The sequence below is a fragment of the Dyella thiooxydans genome, assembly GCF_001641285.1.
Taxonomy (GTDB): domain Bacteria; phylum Pseudomonadota; class Gammaproteobacteria; order Xanthomonadales; family Rhodanobacteraceae; genus Dyella_A; species Dyella_A thiooxydans.
The window spans coordinates 2060462-2082804 of sequence record NZ_CP014841.1; the positions used below are offsets into that span (position 1 = coordinate 2060462).

The following is a 22343-nucleotide window of genomic DNA, read 5'->3' on the forward strand; positions in this document are numbered from 1 at the left end:
CCGTCGGTTACTTGATCTCTTCCAGGTCGATGTCGATACCGAGCGAACGGATTTCCTTCACCAGCACGTTGAAGGATTCCGGCATGCCCGCCGTCATCTCGTGGTTGCCGTCAACGATGTTCTTGTACATCTGGTTGCGGCCCTGCACGTCGTCGGACTTCACCGTCAGCATTTCCTGCAGGGTGTAGGCCGCGCCGTAGGCTTCCAGCGCCCAGACTTCCATCTCACCGAAGCGCTGGCCGCCGAACTGCGCCTTGCCGCCCAGCGGCTGCTGGGTGACGAGCGAGTACGGGCCGGTCGAGCGCGCGTGCATCTTGTCGTCGACGAGGTGGTTGAGCTTCAGGTAGTGCATGTAGCCGACGGTGACCGGGCGATCGAACGCCTCGCCGGTGCGGCCGTCGAACAGCGTGGTCTGGCCCGACTCGGGCAGATCCGCCAGCTTCAGCATCGCCTTGATCTCGGACTCCTCGGCGCCGTCGAACACCGGCGTCGCCATCGGCACGCCGTCCTGCAGGTTGTTCGCCAGGGTCAGGATCTCCTGATCGGTCAGCGACTTGAGGTCGACGTGCTGCACCGCGCCGGAGACGTGGTGGTTGTAGATCTGGTCGAGGAACTCGCGGATCTTGGTGACCTTCTCCTGCGCCTCGAGCATCTTCTGGATCTTCTTGCCCAGGCCCTTGGCGGCCCAGCCCAGATGCACTTCCAGAATCTGGCCGATGTTCATGCGCGACGGCACGCCCAGCGGGTTCAGGCAGATGTCGACCGAGGTGCCGTCCGCCATGTGCGGCATGTCTTCCACCGGCACCACGTTGGACACCACGCCCTTGTTGCCGTGGCGACCGGCCATCTTGTCGCCCGGCTGGATGCGGCGCTTCACGGCCAGGAACACCTTGACCATCTTCAGCACGCCCGGCGCGAGGTCGTCGCCCTGGGTGATCTTGCCCTGCTTCTCCTTGAAGCGCTTGTCGAACTCCTCCTTGTGGCGCTTGACCTGATCGGCCGCACGCTCGAGGAACTCGGTGACGTCCTCGTCCTTGACGTTGATCTTGAACCAGTCGTCCTTCTTCAGGCCGTCCAGGTAGGCGTCGGTGATCTCGGCACCGCGCTTGAGACCGCCCGGGCCGCTCATCGCGGACTTGCCGACCAGCTGCATGCGCATGCGGTTGTAGATGGCGCCCTCGAGGATGCGGAACTGGTCGTCGAGGTCCTTGCGGATGCGCTTGATCTCGGTTTCCTCGATCTGCTTGGCGCGCTTGTCCTTCTCGATACCATCGCGAGTGAACACCTGCACGTCGATGACGGTGCCGTCCATGCCCGGCGGCACGCGCAGCGAGCTGTCCTTCACGTCGGACGCCTTCTCGCCGAAGATCGCGCGCAGCAGCTTCTCTTCAGGGGTCAGCTGGCTCTCGCCCTTCGGCGTGACCTTGCCGACCAGGATGTCGCCGGCCTTCACCTCGGCACCGATGTAGACGATGCCCGACTCGTCCAGGCGCGCCAGCGCCTGCTCGCCCACGTTCGGGATGTCGGCGGTGATTTCCTCGGCACCCAGCTTGGTGTCGCGCGCGATGCAGGACAACTCCTCGATGTGGATCGAGGTGTAGCGGTCCTCCTGCACGACGCGCTCGGAGAGCAGGATCGAGTCTTCGAAGTTGTAGCCGTTCCACGGCATGAAGGCGATCAGCATGTTCTGGCCGAGCGCGAGCTCGCCCAGGTCGGTCGACGAACCATCGGCCAGCGTGTCGCCCTTCGCCACCACGTCACCCACGTTCACCAGCGGACGCTGGTTGAGGTTGGTGTTCTGGTTGGAGCGGGTGTACTTGGTCAGGGTGTAGATGTCGACGCCGGCATCGTTGTCGCCGACCTCTTCCTCGTTCACGCGCACCACGATGCGGGCCGCGTCGACCTGGTCGATCACGCCGCCGCGCTTGGCGGTGACGATGACGCCCGAGTCACGCGCCACGGCGCGCTCGATGCCGGTACCCACCACCGGGGTCTGCGAACGCAGCGTCGGCACCGCCTGGCGCTGCATGTTCGCGCCCATCAGCGCGCGATTCGCGTCGTCGTGCTCCAGGAACGGCACCAGCGCCGCCGCGACCGACACGGTCTGCATCGGCGAGACGTCCATGTAGTCGACTTCCTTCGCCGGGCGCAGCTCGGACTCGCCGCGGAAGCGGCAGGACACGAAGTCCTCGATGAAGGCGCCGTGCTTGTCCAGAGGCGAGTTCGCCTGGGCGATCACGTGGTCGCCCTCCTCGATCGCGGACAGGTAATCGACCTTGTCGGTCACCTTGCCGTTCTCGACCTTGCGGTACGGCGTCTCGAGGAAGCCGTAGGAATTGGTGCGGGCGTACACGGCCAGCGAGTTGATCAGGCCGATGTTCGGGCCTTCCGGGGTCTCGATGGTGCAGACGCGGCCGTAATGGGTCGGGTGCACGTCGCGCACCTCGAAGCCGGCACGCTCACGGGTCAGGCCGCCCGGCCCGAGGGCCGAGACGCGACGCTTGTGCGTCACTTCCGACAGCGGGTTGTTCTGGTCCATGAACTGCGACAGCTGCGAGGAGCCGAAGAACTCCTTCACCGCCGCGGCCACCGGCTTGGCGTTGATCAGGTCCTGCGGGGTCAGTCCATCGGACTCGGCCAGCGACAGGCGCTCACGCACGGCACGCTCGACGCGCACCAGGCCGATGCGGAAGGTGTTCTCGGCCATCTCGCCGACCGAGCGCACACGGCGGTTGCCCAGGTGGTCGATGTCGTCCACGGTGCCGTGGCCGTTCTTGATGTCGATCAGCACCTTGAGCACGTCGAGGATGTCCGACGTCTCGCCCTGCGCGGCCACCAGCTCCTGCGCACTCTCTTCCTTGCGCTCGGAGAAGTACTTGTGGTCGTAGAGCACGCCCGGACCCAGGATGTCCTGGCGACCGACGCGACGGTTGAACTTCATCCGACCGACCGCCGACAGGTCGTAGCGGTCGAAGGTGAAGAACAGGTTGTAGAAAAGGTTCTGCGCGGCGTCCTTGGTCGGCGGCTCGCCCGGACGCATCATGCGGTAGATCTCCACCAGCGCCTCGAGCGGCGTCTTGGTGTTGTCGATGCGCAGGGTGTGCGAGATGTAGGCACCGCGGTCGAGGTCGTTCACGTACAGGGTCGGCAGCGTCTCGATGCCGGCCTTGCGGAACGCCTCGAGGTGCTCAGCGGTGATCTCGTCGTTGGCCGCAGCCAGCAGCTCGCCGGTCTTGGCGTCGACGACGTCGATCGCCAGGATGCGACCGATCGGGTAATCGTCCGGCACTTCCAGCGCCGTGATGTTCTCGGCCGCCAGCTGACGCACGTGGCGCGCAGTGATGCGCTTGCCGGCTTCCACCAGCACCTTGTCGCCGATCATCAGGTCGAACGTGAGGGTCTCACCGCGCAGGCGCTCGGCAACCAGCTCCAGCGTGGTGCCACCCTTCTTGCCCAGGTGGAACACGTTGTGTTCGAAGAAGATGTTCAGCATCTCCTCGTTGGTGTAACCCAGCGCGCGCAGCAGCACCGTCACCGGCAGCTTGCGGCGACGGTCGATACGGGTGAACAGCGCGTCCTTCGGGTCGAACTCGAAGTCCAGCCAGGAGCCGCGGTAGGGGATCACGCGTGCGGAGAACAGCAGCTTGCCCGAACTGTGCGTCTTGCCGCGGTCGTGGTCGAAGAACACGCCCGGCGAACGATGCAGCTGCGAGACGATCACGCGCTCGGTGCCGTTGATGATGAAGGTGCCGGTGTCGGTCATGAGCGGGATCTCGCCCATGTAGACCTCCTGCTCCTTGACGTACTTCACCGCCTTCTTCGACGCCGGGCTGTCCTTGTCGTAGATGACCAGGCGCACGGTCACGCGCAGCGGCGCGCCGAAGGTCATGCCACGGTTGCGGCACTCACGCTCGTCGAACGCCGGCTCGCCGAGGCGGTAATCGACGTACTCGAGCGCGGCATTGCCGGAGTAGCTGGAGATCGGGAAAACCGACTTCAGGGCCGCGTGCAGACCCTTTTCATCGCGCTGCTTCGGGGCGACATGCTCCTGCAGGAATTCGCGATAGGAGTCGGTCTGGATGGTCAGCAGGTTGGGCACGCCCAGCACGGGCGGACGCTTGCCGAAATCCTTGCGGATGCGCTTCTTCTCGGTAAACGAGTAGGTCATGGTCGGTGACGCCTCGGTTCGCAGTGACGCCGGTGGTGCACACACCGGCTAATTTTGGAAAGCGGTGATGCTCCGGACGGCCAGGCAGGCCCGACGGGACATCAAAAAGACAGGAATCAGTAGCCGGTGTCCGGCCGCTCAGTACTGCCTTTTCGGGTGACTCGGTGAAACGGGATGGCGACGAGGCCAGCCCTTGCAACAGGCAAAGCCCGGGGGCTTACGCCCCCAGGCTTGCGTGACGCTGGTTCAAACTGATGGCGCGCAAGAGCGCCAATTACTTCAGTTCGACCTTGGCGCCAGCGGCTTCCAGGTCCTTCTTGAACTTCTCGGCGTCTTCCTTCGACACGGCTTCCTTCAGGACGCCGCCGGCCTCGGTGAGGTCCTTGGCTTCCTTCAGGCCCAGGCCGGTGATGGCGCGGACAGCCTTGATCACGTCGACCTTCTTGTCGCCGGCGTTCACCAGGACGACGTCGAACTCGGTCTTCTCTTCGGCAGCCGGGGCGCCAGCGGCCGGGCCGGCGGCCATCATCACCGGAGCGGCGGCGGACACGCCGAACTTCTCTTCGATGGCCTTCACCAGCTCCATCACTTCCATCAGCGACTTGGCGGCGACGGCGTCAACGATCTGTTCGTTGGTCAGGGACATTGTGTTTTACCTCTGGAAATTGAATCGAATGGGATAGACGACGAACTCAGGCTTCCGCCGAGGCTTCTTCCGCGACAGCTTCGCCACCGCCCTGCTTGTCGGCCACGGCCTTGACGGCGCGGGCGAACATCGCAGCGGGCTCGGCGAGCACGCGGGCCAGCATGGCCAGCGCTTCTTCGCGGGTCGGCAGCGAGGCCAGCACATCCACGTGGGCGGCCGGCAGCAGCTTGCCCTCCACGGAAACGACCTTGGCCTTCAGCTTGTCGTTGGTCTTGGCGAATTCCTTGATCAGGCGACCGGCAGCGCCGGGCTCCTCGAGCGAGAACGCGTACAGCAGCGGACCGGTCAGGGCGTCCTTGACGACCTCGAACTCGGTACCGACCACGGCGCGCGATGCCAGCGTGTTCTTGACAACCTTCAGGAACACGCTCGACTCGCGGGCCTTCTTGCGCATCGCGGTCATCTGTTCGACCGTGGTGCCCGCGTACTCGACGGCGACCAGGGAGTGTGCCTTGGCGGCCACTTCGGCCAGTTCGGCGACTACTTCTTGCTTCTGAGAGAGATTCAGAGCCATATCACTCCTCCACTATGAAATCCGCTCGCGACTCCTGCCGCTTGCGGTCCTGGGCGACGCCTTCCGTGACGTCGGGGATCCTTTGGAGATCCCGGGTGGTGGCCTTTCCAGAAAAACGATTCCAGAAGGGGCAACACCATCTGCGCAGGCCAGGGTCCGGCAACGGATCCCGATTAAGCGCTCCCGCTTTCGATGACGGCGATTCCCTGCCAGCACGAGCTCCCTGCCCGTCGTCATCGCGCGCGGAACGCGCCTGCGGTCTTTGACGGCGACCCCGGCGGACGCGCCGCCGGGGCTACCTTCAAAAACTGCCTGCCCGGCCCGAAGACCGGCAGGACTTGAATTGCTTACTTCGCCGCAACCGTCAGCGACGAGGTATCGACCGGCACGCCCACGCCCATCGTGCTCGACAGCGCGACCTTCTGCAGGTACTGGCCCTTGGCCGTCGCCGGCTTGGCCTTCAGCAGATCGGAGATCAGCATGTTGAGGTTGTCCGCCAGCTGGGACGCCTCGAAGCTGGCCTTGCCGATGGTGGCGTGGATGATGCCCGCCTTGTCGTTGCGGAACTTGACCTGGCCGGCCTTGGCGTTCTTCACCGCGGTGACCACGTCGGCGGTGACCGAGCCGTCCTTCGGGTTCGGCATCAGGCCACGCGGGCCCAGCAGCTGGCCCAGCTTGCCCACCACGCGCATCGCGTCGGGGGTAGCGATCACGCGACCGAAGTCGAGGTCGCCGGCCTGCATGCGCTCGGCCAGGTCGTCCATACCGACGGCGTCGGCACCGGCAGCCTTGGCGGCCTCGGCCTTCTCACCGGCCGGGCAGAACACGGCGACCTTGACGGTCTTGCCGGTGCCGTGCGGCAGCAGCGAGGAGCCGCGCACACCCTGGTCGGACTTCTTCGCGTCGATGCCGAGGCGCACGGCCACGTCGACCGACTCGGCGAACTTTGCCTTGGCGTTGTCCTTGATGATCTTCAGTGCTTCTTCCAGGCCATAGACCTTGCCCGGCTGCACTGCGGCCTGGGCCGCCTTCATACGCTTCGTCAGCTTTGCCATGTCTTAGCCCTCCACCACCAGACCCATCGAACGAGCGCTGCCGGCGATGGTACGCACGGCCGCATCCAGATCAGCCGCCGTCAGGTCGGGCTGCTTCTGCTTGGCGATCTCTTCGAGCTGGGCACGGGTCACCTTGCCGACCTTGTCGGTGTTCGGCTTGGACGAACCCTTCGGGGTATTGGTGAGCTTCTTCAGCCAGAACGTGGCCGGAGAGGTCTTCATCGTGAAGGTGAAGCTGCGGTCCGAGTAGGCGGTGATCACCACCGGAACCGGGGCACCGGGCTCCATCTTCTGCGTGGCGGCATTGAACGCCTTGCAGAACTCCATGATGTTCAGGCCGCGCTGACCGAGGGCCGGACCGACCGGCGGCGACGGGTTGGCCTGACCGGCCTTGACCTGAAGCTTGATATAGCCGACAACTTTCTTTGCCATGGGATTTTCCTTGCGAGTGCAGGCGCCTTGCGGCTCCTCGCTTCATGTCCTTCCCGGACGATGGAACGCCCGCCCTCCGGCAGGCATCTGAAAACGCGAACACGCAGAGACTGAAAAGCCTCAGCGTGAACCGCGTAGTTTAGAGATTGATCAGCTTTTAAGCAAGTGGCGCGCCAGAACCCGGTTAGGCGCAAGCCACGATCACGGATCGACGGGAACCAATCAGGCCTTCTCGACCTGGCCGAACTCCAGCTCGACCGGGGTCGAGCGACCGAAGATGAGCACCGCCACACGCAGGCGGCTCTTCTCGTAATTGACCTCTTCGACCACGCCGTTGAAGTCGTTGAACGGGCCATCGGTGACGCGAACCATCTCGCCCGGCTCGAACAGCACTTTCGGCTTGGGCTTCTCCACGCCCTCGCGGACGCGGCTGAGGATGGCATCCGCCTCGCTGTCGCGGATCGGCAACGGCCGGTCGGCAGTGCCGCCGATGAAGCCCATGACCTTGGGCGTCTCCTTGACCAGGTGCCAGCACTCGTCGTCGATGCGCGGACCCTTGCCCTCGGTGTCGGTCTCGATCTGCACCAGCACGTAACCAGGGAAGAACTTGCGCTCGCTGCGGCGCTTCTGGCCGGCGCGCATTTCGATCACTTCCTCGGTCGGCACCAGCACTTCGCCGAACTTCTCTTCCATGCCAGCGCGCTTGATCCGCTCGTCGAGCGAACGCTTGACCTGGTTCTCGAAGCCCGAATAGGCGTGCACCACATACCAACGCTTGCTCATGCTCACTTACCTCACGAACCCAGCTTGAGCAGCCAGTCGAGCACGACCGACTTCAGGATCAGATCGATCAGCCCCAGCAACAGGGACAGCACGATCACCACCACGATAATGACTGCCGTGGTCTTGATGGTCTCGTCCCGGTTGGGCCAGACCACCTTGCGCAACTCGAACTGCGACTCGGCGATGAACCCCTTGAGACGGCGGCCCGGTTCGGTAAAGGCCGCAATCGCGAGCGAGGCGACGATGGAGGCCAGCACGCCAATCAGCAGCACCGACTGCGGCACCTTGCCAACGCCGTCGTACCAAGAGTACGCGCCGATGCCGGCCACGAGCACCAGCCCGGCCAGCACAAGCTTGCCAATATCTCCGAAGCCGATGCCCCGGGATTGTTCTGCCTTGGTGTTCATGCGCACTGGACGGATGCAGCGACGACCGTCTTGGCGACCGATCCGCACTACCCGCCATCGCTCCTTGCAAGAGTGGCACGCCAGGAGGGACTCGAACCCCCAACCTGCGGTTTTGGAGACCGCTGCTCTGCCAATTGAGCTACTGGCGTACTGAAGTTCAGAAACAAGCAAAGTCGCACGCTTGACCAACCGACGGGGACGCCTCGGCGTCAGGGAGGGCGAGGAACGGAACCCGCCCTCGCCTCCTTCCCGGCAGCCAGCCCTACGGGCGACTTGCCACTTTACCGCTTACTTGATGATCTTGGCCACCACGCCGGCGCCGACGGTACGGCCGCCTTCGCGGATCGCGAAGCGCAGACCCTCGTCCATCGCGATCGGGTGGATCAGGCTCACCACCATCTTCACGTTGTCGCCCGGCATCACCATCTCCACACCCTCCGGCAACTGGCAGGCGCCGGTCACGTCGGTCGTGCGGAAGTAGAACTGCGGACGGTAGCCCTTGAAGAACGGCGTGTGACGGCCACCCTCGTCCTTCGACAGCACGTACACCTCGGCCTCGAAGTCCGTGTGCGGGGTGATCGAACCCGGCTTGGCCAGCACCTGGCCACGCTCCACGTCGTCACGCTTCAGACCGCGCAGCAGCAGGCCCACGTTGTCGCCCGCCTGGCCCTGGTCCAGCAGCTTGCGGAACATTTCCACGCCGGTCACGGTGGTCTTCTGCGTGTCGCGGATACCCACGACCTCGATTTCCTCACCGACCTTGATGATGCCGCGCTCGACACGACCGGTCACCACGGTGCCGCGGCCCGAGATCGAGAACACGTCTTCCACCGGCATCAGGAACGGCTTGTCGATGTCGCGCTGCGGCTCCGGAATGTACGTATCCAGCGCGTCCACCAGCGCAATGATCGCCGGCACGCCGATTTCCGACTGGTCGCCTTCCAGCGCCTTCAGCGCCGAACCCTTGATGATCGGGGTGTCGTCGCCCGGGAAGTCGTACTTCGACAGCAGCTCGCGCACTTCCATCTCGACCAGCTCGAGCAGCTCGGCGTCGTCCACCATGTCCGCCTTGTTCAGGAAGACCACGATGTACGGCACGCCCACCTGGCGCGACAGCAGGATGTGCTCGCGCGTCTGCGGCATCGGGCCGTCAGCAGCCGAGCACACCAGGATCGCGCCGTCCATCTGCGCCGCACCCGTGATCATGTTCTTCACGTAGTCGGCGTGGCCCGGGCAGTCCACGTGCGCGTAGTGGCGGGTCGGCGATTCGTATTCGACGTGTGCGGTCGAGATCGTGATGCCGCGCGCCTTCTCCTCCGGCGCCGCGTCGATCGCGTCGTACGCCTTGAACTCGCCACCGAAGCGCTCTGCGCCGATCTTCGTCAGCGCTGCCGTCAGCGTCGTCTTGCCGTGGTCCACGTGACCGATCGTGCCCACGTTGACGTGCGGCTTGGTGCGCTCGAATTTACCCTTTGCCATACGCGTTAAACCCCGATGGAGTCGATTGAAGTTAGAAAAACTCAATGGTGGCGCCGGCCAGCCTTGCTGGACGTGCCACCTGAGGTGGTGCTCATGACTGGAATCGAACCAGCGACCTCTTCCTTACCAAGGAAGTGCTCTACCGACTGAGCTACATGAGCGGAAAACTTGAGGCCGAGTTCAATGGAGCGGGAGACGGGAATCGAACCCGCACCATCAGCTTGGAAGGCTGAGGTTCTACCGTTGAACTACTCCCGCCCGATCGATCGAAAACCTGCGCGGAACCTGACTGGTGGAGGGAGGTGGATTCGAACCACCGAAGGCGTAAGCCAGCAGATTTACAGTCTGCCCCCGTTGGCCGCTTGGGTATCCCTCCAACAAAGAACGGCTATTTTCGCCACGCCCCCGGATACTGTCAACACTTTACCGACATTTTCCGGAGCACGGCCAGCCGCGAAACCGCACGGGGCGCGCATGATGCTCGGTTCGCAACGGCAGGGCAAGCTTTCCGTGGGAGCGGGCGGCGCGCGATCTAGTCCGAAGCAGGCTCCGATGGCATGGCCACGACCTGGGCCTCCATCGCCTTGGACATCTCCATGAGGCGGCGCGCGTGTTCCTGCAGGCGCTGATCCTCTTCGTTGCGGGGCGTCCAGGTGGGCACGGCCGTCGGGCGGCCGTCCGGACGGTCCAGCGCAACGAACACCATCACGCAACTGGTGGCGAGACGACGTTCGCCGGTCCGCAGGTCGCTCGCCTGCACATCGACCGCCAGGTGCATGCTGGTGGTACCTGTGTGGATCAGGCGCGCCCGCACCGTAACGAGGTCGCCGATCAGGATCGGCTTGACGAACTGGATGCCGCTGACCGAGGCGGTGACGCAATAGGCACCGCTCCAGCCCACCGCGCAGGCGTAGCCGGCCTGGTCGATCCACTTCATCACCATGCCGCCGTGGACCTTGCCCCCGAAATTGACATCGGTGGGCTCGGCCAGGAACCGGAAGGTGACTTCGCTCTGCTGTCCCGGCATAGGCACTGCTCCCGTCCATCGAAGACGTGCAGTATGCCCGCACAGGCCGGCTTGCGGACGGACTCCGCGGATACGGCAGGACACCCGAGGGAGCCAGGGGAGGTGCGCATGCGGGGATTGCGCAGTATCGCGTCGCGACTGGCGCTGTGGAGCCTGCTTGGCTCGGCCCTCGTGCTCACCGCTGTCGGACTGCTCCTGCTTGGCCACCTGCGCCAGACCTGGCTGCGCTCGGCGCATCGCGAGGGAGGCACCCTGGCGCTCGCCGCCGCGCACGGCATCGAAGCCCATCTCGCCCGCGCGGGCGAGGTGACCCGCCTGCTGGCGCGACTCGCCCGGACCCGCTCCGATCCAACCGAGCAGCTGGCCTCGGACGCCCTGAAGGCGAACCCCGATCTGGCGGGCATCCTGTTTGCGTGGACCCCCGACGACCCCACCCATCCCCCCAGTGCACCGTTCGTCGACCGCCAGCCGGACGGCACGCTGAATCGGCGCGACCTGAGCCATGACGGCACCCGCTACTGGGAGCAACCGTGGTTCCGGTCGGGCCTGGACTGCACGGATGGCTGCTGGCAGAAGCCGTTCTTTTCGCAGTCCAGGCAGGAGCGCCTGATCAACTATTCGGTGGCGATCCGCTCGGCCGGGCGGAGCATCGGCATCGTCAATGCCGACGTGACACTGGCATGGCTGCAGAGCGTCCTGGGCTCGCTCAAGCGCCCGGATGGAGCCGTCATGTTCGTGGTCGACCGCGAGGGACACTTCCTCGCCCATGACGGGACCGCCAGGCTGGGTCTGGTGGCCGCGCCCGAACTGCGGCAGGCGCTGGCCATGACCGGAGACACGCCGGGGGAACTGCCGGCAGGCGTCGATCCCGGTGTCGCAGGACGCGCGTGGCTCTATCGCGCTCCGGTCGCGGGCACCGGCTGGACGCTGGGCCTGCTGGTGCCGCAGGCGCAGCTGGAAAGCAGCCTCCGCCGCCTGTTCCTGCGCGAGCTCTCGCTCGGACTGCTGGCGATGCTGGGCATCGCGGTCATCACCCTGGTGGTCACCCGCCGCACCCTCTCACCGCTGGCGGCCCTGACCGGTCGGGCCGAGCACGTGGCGCGCGGCGAGCTGGACTTCACCCTGCCCCGGATTCGGCGCCGCGATGAGATCGGCCGACTGACGCACGCTTTCGACCGGATGCGTCGACAGCTGGCGCATCACCTGGAACAACTGACCCGGGCCACCCGGGAACAGGAACGCCTGCGCAGCGAGCTGGAGATCGCCCACCAGATCCAGGTGGCCCTGCTGCCCAGCGAGCACTACCTGGATGCGCGCTGCGCCATGTTCGAGCTCCACGCCACGCTGCGCCCGGCACGTGCGGTGGGAGGCGACCTGTACAGCTATTTCATGCTCGACCAGCGGCACTTCTGCCTGATGGTGGGAGACGTGTCGGACAAGGGGATTCCGGCCGCGCTGTTCATGGCCCGCGCGATCACCCTGGCCAAGGCGCTGGCACCGCGCGCACGCCATCCCGCGCTGTTGCTGGAACAGCTCAACCGCGAGTTGTGCCAGGGCAACGAAAGCTGCATGTTCATCACCCTGCTGTGTGGCGTGCTCGACACATCGGATGGCCGGCTGGTGCTGGCCAGCGCGGGACACGAGCCCCCCATCCTCTACCAGCGGGGTGCCGGGCGCCTCATCGAGGTCACCACGGGGCCGGCGATCGGGCTGGACGAGGATGCGGGCTACGTCGAACAGGAGCTGGCGATGGAAGCCGGCGATACGCTGCTGATGTATACCGACGGCATCACCGAGGCCGGAGCGCCCGATGGCAGCATGTTCGGCATCGAGCGCACGCTGGCCAGCCTGGAGCGGGCACCTCCGCCGGCGGCTCCCGGCGAATTCACCGCCCGACTGATGGCCGACGTGGATGCATTCGCCGAAGGCTGCGACCAGACCGACGACATCACGATCCTCGCACTCAGCTGGCACCATCGATCCCGGGAGGAAGCCGGCATGCTGGACCTGACGCTCAAGACCACCCTGGAGGATGTGTTCGCCGCCCTGGAGCGCTGCGAGTACGCGCTGGACGAGGCGGGCGTGGCCGCCGGCACGCGTGAGGACGTTCGCCTAGTGCTAGAGGAGCTGATGGTGAACATGGTCCATCACGGCCACGAGAACCCGCCCGACGGCTCGATCCGGCTGCACCTGCGCACCGACGAAGGCGCCGTACTCGCCGAGCTTCACGACGACGGCATGGCATTCGACCCGCTGCAGGCCGCCTCACCCTCGCTCTCGGGCGACCTGGCCGACGCGGAAGAAGTGGGCGGACTGGGCATCCACCTGGTCCGCGCGATGGCCAGCGAGCTGACCTATCACCACGACTGCGAAGGCAATCACTTGCAACTGCGCTTCATCCAACCCGACCCGACGGAACCGCCGACATGACGCTTGAAGTGCGCACGGAACGAACCACTCCCGACCGCCTGGTCCTGCACCTGCATGGGCGCCTGGATGCCAACACCTACCTGGAATTCGACGGCGCGGCACTGCCACTGCTGACCGAGTTGCCGCACGGCGCCACCGTGGTGCTGGACATGGCCGGCCTGGAGTACATCAGCAGTGCGGGACTGCGCAGCGTGGCACGCATCCGCAAGGCCACCCGTGCCCTCGGCGGGCATACCCTGCTGCTGGACCCGCAACCGCAGGTCCGCAAGGTCTTCGATATCGTCAAGGCGGTGCCGGTCAGCGAGGTGTTCACCGGCACATCGGAGCTGGATGCCTATCTCGACCGCATCCAGAAGAAGATCATCGACGAAGCCGACGGCGGCAACTGAAGCGGCGACGGACAGGCCAGAGCGGCCTGCCCGCCGCGAAATCAGACGTTGAACAGGAAGTGCAGGACGTCGCCGTCCTTGACCACGTAGTCCTTGCCTTCCTTGCGCAGGCGCCCGGCAGCCGCTGCGCCGGCCTCGCCCTTGTACTGGACGAAGTCGTCGAAGGAGACCGTCTCGGCACGGATGAAGCCGCGTTCGAAGTCGGTGTGGATCACCCCGGCCGCCTGCGGCGCGGTGAAGCCGCGCTTGATCGTCCAGGCGCGCACTTCCTTCACGCCAGCGGTGAAGTAGGTCTGCAGGTTCAGCAGCTTGTAGCCGGCCCGGATCACGCGATTCAGGCCCGGCTCTTCCAGGCCCAGGTCCTTGAGGAACTCGTCGCGGTCGGCATCATCGAGCTGCGAAAGCTCTTCCTCGATGGCCGCGCACACCGGCACGACCTCGGCACCCTCTTCCGCCGCGCGGGCGCGCACGGCATCCAGGTGCGGATTGTTCTCAAAGCCGTCCTCGCGCACGTTGGCGATATACATCAACGGCTTCAGGGTGAGCAGGAACAGGTCGCGCACCAGCGCCTTTTCCTCGTCATCCAGGCCCAGGCTGCGCGCGGTCCTGCCCTCGTTGAGGCCGGTGGCGAGCTTCTGCAGCACCGGCTTCTTCGCCAGCGCCTCCTTGTCGTTGGCCTTGGCCGCTCGCTCGGCGCGGTTCAGCGCCTTCTCGACCGAATCGAGGTCGGCCAGCGCCAGCTCGGTGTCGATGGTCTCGATGTCGGCGATCGGGTCGACCTTGCCGGCCACGTGCACGATGTCGCTGTGCTCGAAGCAGCGCACCACATGGGCGATCGCATCGACCTCGCGGATGTGCGCCAGGAACTTGTTGCCCAGGCCCTCGCCCTTCGATGCACCGGCGACCAGGCCAGCGATGTCGACGAACTCGACCGCCGTCGGGATCACCTTCTGCGGATTGACGATCGCCGACAGCGCGTTCAGGCGCTCATCGGGTACCGGCACCACGCCCACGTTCGGCTCGATCGTGCAGAACGGGAAATTGGCCGCGGCGATGCCGGCCTTGGTCAGCGCGTTGAACAGCGTGGACTTGCCGACGTTGGGCAGACCGACGATGCCGCATTTGATGCCCATGATGGGAACTCCGGAAACTTGGGGGAAAACCAGGATATGGAAACGGATAACGGACGGGAGAGGCGCGCCCGGGGCGCTCACGCTCCCTTCTTGCCGCTCCCCGCTCCCACCGTGTGCAACTGCTGCATCGCCTTGTCGAACTGCCCATCGACCGCCAGCGGCAGCGCGTCGAGCGCACGTGCAATGCCGTCGACGATGGCATCCTCGTCGGACGCGGTCGGGCGACCCAGCACCCACGCGGTCACGCGATCCTTGTGTCCCGGGTGACCGATGCCGATGCGCAGCCGATGGTACTTGCCGTGGCCCAGGTGCGCGGCGATGTCGCGCAGGCCGTTCTGGCCGCCGTGGCCACCGTCGAACTTCATCCGTACGGTGCCGGCCGGCAGGTCGAGCTCGTCGTGCGCCACCAGGCACTCGGCCGGCTCGATCTTGTAGTAGCGCAGCGCCGAGGCGACGGCGATGCCGCTCTTGTTCATGAACGTGGAAGGCTTGAGCAGCCAGACCGGCTCGCCACCGATCCGTACCCTGCAGGATTCGCCGTGCAGCTTGCCGTCGAAGCTCCAGCGTTCGCCCTGCGACGCCGCCAGGGCGTCCACAAACCAGAACCCGGCGTTGTGCCGGGTTCGGAGATATTCGGCGCCGGGATTACCCAGCCCGACGATGAGTCGAAGTCCTGCCATGCGTCCGGCAAGCCGACTCCGCCCGCGCCTGCGAGGGCGCGGGCGGAAGCGGGCTTACTTCTTGTCGCCAGCCGGCTTCTCTTCGCCCTCGGCGGCGGCCGGGGCCTCTTCGGCCTCTTCCTTCACCGTGTTGGCGGTGACCACGGCGATGTCGTGGTCGGCGCCCAGCGACAGGGCCGGGATCTCCACACCCTTCGGCAGCTTGATCTGCGAGAGGTGGATGATCTGGCCCGGCTTCAGGTCGGCCAGATCGATCTCGACGAACTCCGGCAGGTCCTTCGGCAGGCAGGACACTTCCAGCTCGGTCAGGTTGTGCGAGACCACCACGCCGGAGGTCTTGCCGGCCGGGGACTTCTCCTGGTTCAGGAAGTGCAGCGGCACGCTGACGCGCACGGCAGCATTCTCGTCGATGCGCAGGAAGTCCATGTGCAGCATCTGCTGCTTGTACGGATGCTTCTGCCAGTCACGCACCAGCACCTTCTGCACGGCGCCGTCGATGTTCAGGTCGAGCACCGAGGAGAAGAACCACTCGTGCTTGGCGGCGAGCAGGATGGTGTTGTGCTCGATCTGGATGCTCTGCGGCGGCAGCTTGCCACCGTAGACGACGGCCGGCACGTACGACGCACGACGCAGGCGGCGGCTCGCACCTTTCCCCTCGTCCTTGCGGCTCTCGGCCTTGATTTCATGGGTCTGAGACATGGTTTACACCTTGGGTTGGGAATGCCGCCTTGCGGCGGCCGGGTGACTTCCCCGCGACCAGGGAAGACATTTATCTCTACGCGGCGTCCATGCCGCGAAAAGCACCGATCAAGACCGTCCATCCTGGACGGACATTTCAATCGTCAATCCACGTACAGCGAGCTCACCGATTCGCCGAAGGCGATGCGGCGGATCGTCTCGGCCAGCAGCTCGGCGACCGAGAGCTGGCGGATCTTCGCGCAGGCCTGCGCCTCGGGGCGCAACGGCAGCGTGTTGGTGACCACCAGCTGGTCCAGCTGCGAGCCCTCGACGTTGCGGATCGCCGCGCCGGACAGCACCGGATGCACGCAGTACGCCACCACCTTGCGCGCGCCGCGCTCCTTCAGCGCCGCAGCGGCCGCGCAGAGCGTGCCGGCAGTGTCGACGATGTCATCCACCAGCACGCAGGTCTTGCCGTCGACGTCGCCGATGATGTTCATCACCGTGGCCACGTTGGCCTTCGGGCGGCGCTTGTCGATGATCGCCAGGTCGGCATCGTCCAGCCGCTTGGCCAGCGCGCGAGCACGTACCACGCCGCCGACGTCCGGGCTGACCACGATCAAATCGTCCATCGCGAAGTTGCGCCAGATGTCGGCCAGCAGGATCGGCGAGGCGTAGACGTTGTCGACCGGGATGTCGAAGAAGCCCTGGATCTGGTCGGCATGCAGGTCGACGGTGAGCACGCGGTCCACGCCGACGGTACCGATCAGCTTGGCCACCATCTTCGCCGTGATCGGCACGCGCGCCGAGCGCGGGCGACGGTCCTGGCGGGCGTAGCCGAAGTACGGGATCACCGCGGTCACGCTGGTCGCCGACGCCCGCTTGAGCGCATCGACCAGGGTCAGCAACTCGAACAGGTTCTCCGCGCTCGGCGCACCGGTCGGCTGCAGCACGAACACTTCCTGCCGGCGGACGTTCTCCTCGATCTCGATCTGCACCTCGCCATCGCTGAAGGTGCCGACCAGGGCTTTGCCCAGCGGGATGCCCAGGCGATGCGCCACGTCCTCGGCGAGCGCGCGGTGCGCGTTGCCGGTAAAGAGCATCGGGCTAGCTGACGTGTCCACGGACAATTCCTCTCGACCTGTAAGGTCCTGGCTTGAATGGCTGGGGCGGCAGGATTCGAACCTGCGCATGCGGGAATCAAAATCCCGTGCCTTAACCAGCTTGGCGACGCCCCAGTATTACGTTGTATGCCTCGCCCGCTCCGTGCGGCGGTGGCGATCCAGCGCACGGTGCAACATCGAACGATCCGCTCCGGAAGCCACCTGGGCGACGAATTCCGCGGGACACCGCGCGGCAATCGCCATCGCCCGGGTCGGCGAGGGCGTTTCCAGGAACACGCACCCGCCACTGCCGGAAAGTTTCGCCCGCCCGAAACTGCCGAGCCACTCCAGCGCCGCGTTCACGCGCGGATGGCGCGCGCGTACGACCGGCTCGAAGGCATTCTCGGCGGTTTCGCCCGAAACAAAGGACGAAATTGTCGCCCGGGGGGCATTTCGTGTCAATTCAGCCGCTTGAAACAGGGCCGCGGTCGGCACGTGCTCGCGCGGGTCCAGCACCACGTAGCTGCGCCGCGGCAGGTCCAGCGGCTGCAGGCGCTCGCCGATCCCCTCGGCCCAGGCCGAGCGCCCCCGCACGAACACCGGCACGTCGGCCCCCAACCGTCGGCCGAGTTCGGCCAGCGCATCCTCGCCCAGCCCGGTGCCCCACAGGTGATCGAGCGCCACCAGCACGGTGGCCGCGTCGGAACTGCCGCCGCCCAGGCCGCCGCCCATCGGAATGCGCTTGTCGACCGCGATATCGGCGCCCTGCGAGGTGCCGCCGGCCGACTGCAGCAGGCGCGCAGCGCGCACGGTGATGTCCTGCCCGGCGGGCACCCCGGGAATCTCGTTCTCGCGACATATCTCGCCGTCGTCGCGCACCCGCAGGCGCACCTCATCGCCCCAGTCGAGCAGGCGGAACACGGTCTGCAGCTCGTGGTATCCGTCGGGCCGGCGTCCGGTGATGCGCAGGAACAGATTGAGCTTGGCCGGTGCCGGCCAGACGCTCCAGCTGCTCGCATCGAGCGGCGGCAGCGGACGGCTCATGAAGACCCGGAGGCGGTCGGGAAAGCCGTTTTCGCGGTCGCGGTCGCGCGCGAAAGCGAAGGCCGGATCGTCCTTGTCGACCACGACGAAGCCGTGCCGGGCGTAGAACGGCGCGTTCCACGGCACGTCGGCCAGCGTACCCAGATCGACCCGGTCGTAACCGGCTGCACGTGCCCAGTCGCAGGCATGCTCCAGCAGCGCGGCGCCGATGCCGTGGCGGCCGTGCGCCGGCAATACATCCAGCTCACCGATGCCGATGGCCCTGTCCGGCAAGGCATCGTCCAGCCATACGAAGCCGACCGGCTCCCCGCCGACGGCGGTTCGCGCCACCCACACCACGCCACGGGCGATCGCAGCGTGCAGCAGCTCCGGCGGAATCGCCATATCGGCATAGAACGGCCAGGCCGGGTGACCACGAAACAACTGCACGGCCGCGCGCTCGATGGCGCAAAGCGCATCCACCTCGTCCGGTCGGGCACGTTCGATCACTGCGTTCATGGGGGCTCTTGCGATGAAGCGGCTCACGGCACGGCGTCCGCGCAGGGCCGATAGCCTAGCTGCTCCGGGCTACTTCAGCTGCCAGGACTCAACGAACAAGCGCACCTTGTACGGTGGTTTGGTCGCGAAGATCTGCACCGGCAGGGCGGGCCGGCGGCTCTGGTCCCAACTCCGGTAATCCACCGTCCAGCCATCCTGCAGCAACAGCGAAGGCAGATGATCCTCGCCGAAGCGAAGCTCGGCCGGACCACTGTCGGCACGCAGGCCCAGCACCCAGGCACGCAGATCCGACAGCGGCACTTCCCAGCCAAGTGCCTTGCGCATCAGCGACTCCGCATCCGGACCGCGCAACGGGCCGCCATCCAGGCCCTCGAGCAGGGCACCGTCGGGGCCGCCGGTCAGGCGGAAGCTCTTGCCGGTGATCGGGGCACGCAACTGGAAGTCGTAATGATCCCCGTCCTGATGCCATTCCAGGCTGCCGCTGCCGCCACTGTGGCCATCGGAAACGCCCAGGCGACCGCTGAGCGACCAGTGTTCGGTGCCGGCCAGCGCGTGCTCGCGCTGCTGCTGGGCCCGGTACATTGCCGCATCGCCTTTAAGCCGAACGGCAGGGGCACAGCCCGCGAGCAGGGCCAATGCACCCAGCCCGACCAGGAAACGGGCAGCCCTCACGGCTTCAGCCGCTTGAGCGTGCTGAGCAGGCTGGCGTTGCGCGGATCGAGCTTGCGCACCTGGTCGAACACATGGTTTGCCTCGTCATGCTGGCCACTCTTCCAGAGCACCTCGCCCAGATGGACGCCGACATCGGCATCCTGGCGCTGCTTCCAGGCCTGGCGCAGCACCGCGACCGCCTGATCCAGATGCCCCAGCCGATACTGCAGCCAGCCCCAGGAGTCGGCGATGGCCGGATCGTCCGGCTTGGCCTTGCGCGCCTGCGCGATCAGCTTCTCGGCCTCCGGCAGGTCGCGATTGGCATCGGCCAGGGTGTAGCCCAGCGCATTGCTGGCATCGACGTCGTCCGGCTTGAGCTGCAGCAAGCGGCGCAGGTCCGCCACGGCAAGATCGATCTTGCCCGATTCGGCATAGGCCAGCCCACGTCCATACAGCAGCCCGGGGTCGTCCGGCACCACCTGCAGGGCACGACTGAAGGCGACCTCCGCCTGCGGATAGCGCTGCTCGGTCATGTACAGGTCGGCATCGGCCTCGTAGGCGCGGCGCAGCTGCCCGGGCTCGTCGAGATAGGCGGTTTCCAGCTGGCCGAGCAGCTCATGCGCTTCGGCCCGCTTGCCCTGCTGGTGCAGGATGATCGCGCTGCGCAGATCCGCGTCGAAGGCGTGTGGGTCGTCGTCGCCGACCTGGTCGTACCAGTCCAGTGCCGCCTGTTTCATGCCCTGCATCTCGGCCAGTTGGCCGAGCAGGAAGGTACTGGCGTCGCGGATGTCGGGACTGGCGTTCTTCAGCTGCCGGTACAGCGCCGCCAGCGTCTTGCGGTCATTGGCCTTGGCGGCGAGCGCTGCGCGCAGATTGTAGATATCCGCACTCTGCTTGCCCGATGCGAGGAATTTTGCGGCCGCCGGGTAGTCCCCGCCCTGTGCCAGCATGGTGGCGTACGCAAGCCGCAGCCGCGTTTCGCCCGGATGGTCCACGATCGCCTTGTGCAGCAGGCTCTTAGCGCCTTCGCGGTCGCCGGCGCGGAGCATCATCTGCGCCGTCCAGGCATAGGTGGTCGGCGTATGGAAGCGCTGCACGGCGGCCTTGCCGATGCGCAGCGCATAGTCGCGTCGCCCCAGCCGTTCGCCCAGTTCGCTCATCGCCAACCAGGCCCGTTCGTCATCGGGCAGGCGTTCCGGCGTGGCCATCGCCTCGAGCAGGCGGGCCGCCTGCGCGGAGTCGCGCGCCCCGACCAGCACGCGCCCGAAGCGCCGCCAGGCGTCCGGGCCGCCGAGCTTGATCAGCTGCTCGAGCTGCTTCCGGGCCTCGGCGGCGTCCCCACGATCGAGTGCGAGCTGGGCCCGGCTCTGCGCGAGGTCCGGCGCTGGCGCGCCCAGCGCCTGCCAGCGCGCCAGCGCTTTCTCCGCGGCGACATCGTCATGGACCGCCAGGGCCAGCTCGGTGGCGCGCTCGGCCACCTGGGCATCGCCGGAGAGCTGGGCCGCTTTGCCGTAGCCGGCCGCGGCCGTCTTGAGGTCGGAGTGGGTCAGCGCCATCTCCGCGGCCAGCAGCTGGGCCAGCACGTCGTGGTCGGCATCCGGCGTGGCCACCACCATCCGGGCCAGCGGCTGCGGCTCGCCGCGAGGGCTCGCCGGCGCCCCGCCAGGCCGGACCGCGGCACAACCGGTGGCGGCAAGCGCAAGCCCCCCGGCCACCGCAAAATGCCGCAGTTGCTTGAACTTGGCCCACCCGCTCAGCACACTATCGTTCATCTGTTCGCCTGTTTCGGCTGTTTCCGTCATCGCACGCGACGAGCACCAAGCTTAGCCTACGCCGCCGGACACCCTAGTCGCCGAAATGTCTGCCTCGTCATGCCGCTGATCGCCCTCGGGCTCAACCACCTCACCGCGCCGGTCAACCTGCGCGAGCAGGTGGCTTTCGACGCGGGATCGACCGAGGAGGCCCTGCGCGAGCTCACCGGCGAACCCGGGGTGGAAGAGGCGATGATCCTGTCCACCTGCAACCGCACCGAACTCTACGTGGGTGTGGCCGACGGCGCCGAAGACGTACCGCAGGCCTGGCTGAACCGGCATCACCGTCTGACCCCGGGCAAGCTGGACGAGTTCCTCTACCTCCACCGCGACGACGATGCCGTGCGTCACATGTTCCGCGTGGCCACCGGGCTGGATTCGATGGTGCTGGGCGAACCGCAGATCCTCGGCCAGGTGAAGGACGCCTACCAGCAGGCGCGCGAGGCGCGTGCGCTGAAAGCGCCGCTGGACCGCCTGCTGCAGCACACCTTCGCCGTGGCCAAGCGGGTGCGCACCGATACCCGGATCGGCGCCCATACCGTCTCGGTGGCATTCACCGCGGTGCGCCTGGCCGAACAGGTGTTCACCGACCTGAGACAGGCCTGCGTATTGCTGCTCGGCGCGGGCGACACCATCGAACTGGCCGCCCGGCACCTGGTCGAGAAGCAGGTCAGCCGGCTGATCGTGGCCAACCGCACCCTGGAGAACGCCCACGAGCTGGCCACCCGCCACGGCGGCTACGCGATCGCCCTGGCCGACCTGCCGCAGCACCTGGCCGAGGCGGACATCGTGATCGCCTCCACCGCGGCGCGGCAGCCGGTGCTGACCCGCGCCATGGTCGAGAAGGCCATCGCCGCACGCCGCCGCAAGCCGATGTTCATGGTCGACATCGCGGTACCGCGCGACATCGAGGACAGCGTCGGCACGATGGAGGACGTGTTCCTCTACGGCATCGACGACCTGCGCCAGGTGATCGACGACAACCTGCGCTCGCGCGAGGCCGCCGCCCGCGAGGCGGAGGCCATCATCGACCTGCAGGTGGACCGCTACATGGCCTGGCGCCGCGCGCTGGGCGTGCGCAACCCGGCGGTGGACATGCGCCACCACGCCGAGGTCTACCGTGACGAGGTGCTGGAGAAGGCACGCGCCATGATCGCCCGCGGCAAGTCGCCGGACGAAGCGCTGGCCTTTCTCGCCAACACCCTGACCAACAAGCTGCTGCACCACCCCAGCGCCGCGCTGCGCGAGGCCGCCCTCAGCGGGGACCTGGACCTGCTGCACGCCGCCGGACGCCTGTACGGCCTGGAGCGCGAGGCCGGCGAGGATTAGCGGCGCGAACGCCCGGCTCCATGCCC

General features: G+C 66.5%; 19 protein-coding genes and 5 tRNA genes. 3 read left to right on the forward strand and 21 right to left on the reverse strand.

Annotation, left to right across the window (positions count from 1 at the left end):
• Window positions 1-7 precede the first annotated feature (7 nt).
• The 13 genes from rpoB to ATSB10_RS09475 all read right to left on the reverse strand — a co-directional run bounded on the left by rpoB (window position 8) and on the right by ATSB10_RS09475 (window position 10571).
• Window positions 8-4168, reverse strand: a complete 4161-nt coding sequence (rpoB, locus tag ATSB10_RS09415) for a DNA-directed RNA polymerase subunit beta (protein WP_063672333.1) — start codon at window positions 4166-4168, stop codon at window positions 8-10.
• Window positions 4169-4442: 274 nt separating this feature from the next.
• Window positions 4443-4814, reverse strand: coding sequence for a 50S ribosomal protein L7/L12 (gene rplL / locus ATSB10_RS09420; RefSeq protein WP_063672335.1), 372 nt, complete (start codon window positions 4812-4814; stop codon window positions 4443-4445).
• Between the two features lie 46 nt (window positions 4815-4860).
• Entirely contained in the window at window positions 4861-5388 is a 528-nt protein-coding gene (gene rplJ / locus ATSB10_RS09425) for a 50S ribosomal protein L10 (RefSeq protein WP_063672337.1), read from the reverse strand.
• 347 nt (window positions 5389-5735) lie between these two features.
• Complete coding sequence (gene rplA / locus ATSB10_RS09430) at window positions 5736-6443, reverse strand: 50S ribosomal protein L1 (RefSeq protein ID WP_017463270.1); 708 nt, start codon at window positions 6441-6443, stop codon at window positions 5736-5738.
• A 3-nt stretch (window positions 6444-6446) separates the two neighbouring features.
• The gene (rplK, locus tag ATSB10_RS09435) at window positions 6447-6875 is read right to left on the reverse strand and encodes a 50S ribosomal protein L11 (protein WP_063672339.1); all 429 of its coding nucleotides are present in this window, start codon (window positions 6873-6875) and stop codon (window positions 6447-6449) included.
• 222 nt (window positions 6876-7097) lie between these two features.
• Complete coding sequence (gene nusG / locus ATSB10_RS09440) at window positions 7098-7658, reverse strand: transcription termination/antitermination protein NusG (protein WP_017463268.1); 561 nt, start codon at window positions 7656-7658, stop codon at window positions 7098-7100.
• An 11-nt stretch (window positions 7659-7669) separates the two neighbouring features.
• Window positions 7670-8065 (reverse strand): preprotein translocase subunit SecE, encoded by a 396-nt coding sequence (gene secE, locus ATSB10_RS09445; RefSeq protein WP_063674421.1) that lies wholly within the window; start codon window positions 8063-8065, stop codon window positions 7670-7672.
• Window positions 8066-8138: 73 nt separating this feature from the next.
• Window positions 8139-8214, reverse strand: a tRNA-Trp gene (locus tag ATSB10_RS09450).
• 139 nt (window positions 8215-8353) lie between these two features.
• The gene (gene tuf, locus ATSB10_RS09455; protein WP_017463590.1) at window positions 8354-9544 is read right to left on the reverse strand and encodes an elongation factor Tu; all 1191 of its coding nucleotides are present in this window, start codon (window positions 9542-9544) and stop codon (window positions 8354-8356) included.
• 85 nt (window positions 9545-9629) lie between these two features.
• Window positions 9630-9705, reverse strand: a tRNA-Thr gene (locus ATSB10_RS09460).
• Between the two features lie 23 nt (window positions 9706-9728).
• Window positions 9729-9802 (reverse strand) — tRNA-Gly (locus ATSB10_RS09465).
• A gap of 32 nt (window positions 9803-9834) precedes the next feature.
• A tRNA-Tyr gene (locus ATSB10_RS09470) sits at window positions 9835-9920 on the reverse strand.
• A 156-nt stretch (window positions 9921-10076) separates the two neighbouring features.
• Window positions 10077-10571 (reverse strand): acyl-CoA thioesterase, encoded by a 495-nt coding sequence (locus tag ATSB10_RS09475; RefSeq protein ID WP_063672340.1) that lies wholly within the window; start codon window positions 10569-10571, stop codon window positions 10077-10079.
• 108 nt (window positions 10572-10679) lie between these two features.
• On the opposite strand from ATSB10_RS09475, the gene ATSB10_RS09480 reads away from it, so the two are divergent.
• Window positions 10680-13001 carry a SpoIIE family protein phosphatase gene (locus ATSB10_RS09480; protein WP_063672342.1) on the forward strand — a complete coding sequence of 774 codons (2322 nt, stop codon included), beginning with the start codon at window positions 10680-10682 and terminating at the stop codon, window positions 12999-13001.
• The gene (locus ATSB10_RS09485) at window positions 12998-13390 is read left to right on the forward strand and encodes an STAS domain-containing protein (RefSeq protein ID WP_063672344.1); all 393 of its coding nucleotides are present in this window, start codon (window positions 12998-13000) and stop codon (window positions 13388-13390) included. The genes ATSB10_RS09480 and ATSB10_RS09485 overlap by 4 nt, the downstream gene beginning before the upstream one ends.
• Window positions 13391-13431: 41 nt before the next feature.
• Here the strand turns inward: ATSB10_RS09485 and ychF are convergent, their stop codons facing one another.
• From ychF to ATSB10_RS09525, 8 genes are all read right to left on the reverse strand, one after another.
• Window positions 13432-14523 (reverse strand): redox-regulated ATPase YchF, encoded by a 1092-nt coding sequence (gene ychF, locus ATSB10_RS09490; protein ID WP_063672346.1) that lies wholly within the window; start codon window positions 14521-14523, stop codon window positions 13432-13434.
• A gap of 77 nt (window positions 14524-14600) precedes the next feature.
• On the reverse strand, window positions 14601-15203 hold the full coding sequence (pth, locus tag ATSB10_RS09495) for an aminoacyl-tRNA hydrolase (protein WP_063672348.1): 603 nt from the start codon (window positions 15201-15203) through the stop codon (window positions 14601-14603).
• A 54-nt stretch (window positions 15204-15257) separates the two neighbouring features.
• The gene (locus ATSB10_RS09500) at window positions 15258-15902 is read right to left on the reverse strand and encodes a 50S ribosomal protein L25/general stress protein Ctc (protein ID WP_063672350.1); all 645 of its coding nucleotides are present in this window, start codon (window positions 15900-15902) and stop codon (window positions 15258-15260) included.
• 143 nt (window positions 15903-16045) lie between these two features.
• Window positions 16046-16984: a ribose-phosphate diphosphokinase gene (locus ATSB10_RS09505; RefSeq protein WP_063672352.1), complete on the reverse strand. Its 939-nt coding sequence runs from the start codon at window positions 16982-16984 to the stop codon at window positions 16046-16048.
• Between the two features lie 58 nt (window positions 16985-17042).
• Window positions 17043-17119 (reverse strand) — tRNA-Gln (locus tag ATSB10_RS09510).
• A 3-nt stretch (window positions 17120-17122) separates the two neighbouring features.
• Window positions 17123-18526: a 4-(cytidine 5'-diphospho)-2-C-methyl-D-erythritol kinase gene (gene ispE, locus ATSB10_RS09515; RefSeq protein WP_063672353.1), complete on the reverse strand. Its 1404-nt coding sequence runs from the start codon at window positions 18524-18526 to the stop codon at window positions 17123-17125.
• Between the two features lie 69 nt (window positions 18527-18595).
• A complete protein-coding gene (lolB, locus tag ATSB10_RS09520; RefSeq protein ID WP_063672355.1) occupies window positions 18596-19198 on the reverse strand; it encodes a lipoprotein insertase outer membrane protein LolB in 603 nt (200 codons plus the stop codon).
• Complete coding sequence (locus ATSB10_RS09525) at window positions 19195-20949, reverse strand: tetratricopeptide repeat protein (RefSeq protein ID WP_063672357.1); 1755 nt, start codon at window positions 20947-20949, stop codon at window positions 19195-19197. Before ATSB10_RS09525 ends, lolB begins: the two co-directional genes overlap by 4 nt.
• A gap of 99 nt (window positions 20950-21048) precedes the next feature.
• Here ATSB10_RS09525 and hemA point away from each other — a divergent pair, with 99 nt between their 5' ends.
• A complete protein-coding gene (gene hemA, locus ATSB10_RS09530) occupies window positions 21049-22317 on the forward strand; it encodes a glutamyl-tRNA reductase (protein ID WP_063672359.1) in 1269 nt (422 codons plus the stop codon).
• Window positions 22318-22343: the final 26 nt, after the last annotated feature.

Excerpts from the sequence above, each read along its gene's own strand:
- hemA (WP_063672359.1), top strand. The coding sequence starts at position 21,049 with ATGCCGCTGATCGCCCTCGGGCTCAACCACCTCACCGCGCCGGTCAAC.
- ATSB10_RS09525 (WP_063672357.1), bottom strand. The coding sequence starts at position 20,949 with ATGAACGATAGTGTGCTGAGCGGGTGGGCCAAGTTCAAGCAACTGCGG.
- ispE (WP_063672353.1), bottom strand. The coding sequence starts at position 18,526 with ATGAACGCAGTGATCGAACGTGCCCGACCGGACGAGGTGGATGCGCTT.
- tuf (WP_017463590.1), bottom strand. The coding sequence starts at position 9,544 with ATGGCAAAGGGTAAATTCGAGCGCACCAAGCCGCACGTCAACGTGGGC.
- rplL (WP_063672335.1), bottom strand. The coding sequence starts at position 4,814 with ATGTCCCTGACCAACGAACAGATCGTTGACGCCGTCGCCGCCAAGTCG.
- ATSB10_RS09485 (WP_063672344.1), top strand. The coding sequence starts at position 12,998 with ATGACGCTTGAAGTGCGCACGGAACGAACCACTCCCGACCGCCTGGTC.
- ATSB10_RS09480 (WP_063672342.1), top strand. The coding sequence starts at position 10,680 with ATGCGGGGATTGCGCAGTATCGCGTCGCGACTGGCGCTGTGGAGCCTG.
- ATSB10_RS09475 (WP_063672340.1), bottom strand. The coding sequence starts at position 10,571 with ATGCCGGGACAGCAGAGCGAAGTCACCTTCCGGTTCCTGGCCGAGCCC.
- secE (WP_063674421.1), bottom strand. The coding sequence starts at position 8,065 with ATGAACACCAAGGCAGAACAATCCCGGGGCATCGGCTTCGGAGATATT.
- ATSB10_RS09500 (WP_063672350.1), bottom strand. The coding sequence starts at position 15,902 with ATGTCTCAGACCCATGAAATCAAGGCCGAGAGCCGCAAGGACGAGGGG.
- ychF (WP_063672346.1), bottom strand. The coding sequence starts at position 14,523 with ATGGGCATCAAATGCGGCATCGTCGGTCTGCCCAACGTCGGCAAGTCC.
- pth (WP_063672348.1), bottom strand. The coding sequence starts at position 15,203 with ATGGCAGGACTTCGACTCATCGTCGGGCTGGGTAATCCCGGCGCCGAA.
- rpoB (WP_063672333.1), bottom strand. The coding sequence starts at position 4,168 with ATGACCTACTCGTTTACCGAGAAGAAGCGCATCCGCAAGGATTTCGGC.
- rplA (WP_017463270.1), bottom strand. The coding sequence starts at position 6,443 with ATGGCAAAGCTGACGAAGCGTATGAAGGCGGCCCAGGCCGCAGTGCAG.
- rplJ (WP_063672337.1), bottom strand. The coding sequence starts at position 5,388 with ATGGCTCTGAATCTCTCTCAGAAGCAAGAAGTAGTCGCCGAACTGGCC.
- rplK (WP_063672339.1), bottom strand. The coding sequence starts at position 6,875 with ATGGCAAAGAAAGTTGTCGGCTATATCAAGCTTCAGGTCAAGGCCGGT.
- nusG (WP_017463268.1), bottom strand. The coding sequence starts at position 7,658 with ATGAGCAAGCGTTGGTATGTGGTGCACGCCTATTCGGGCTTCGAGAAC.
- ATSB10_RS09505 (WP_063672352.1), bottom strand. The coding sequence starts at position 16,984 with ATGCTCTTTACCGGCAACGCGCACCGCGCGCTCGCCGAGGACGTGGCG.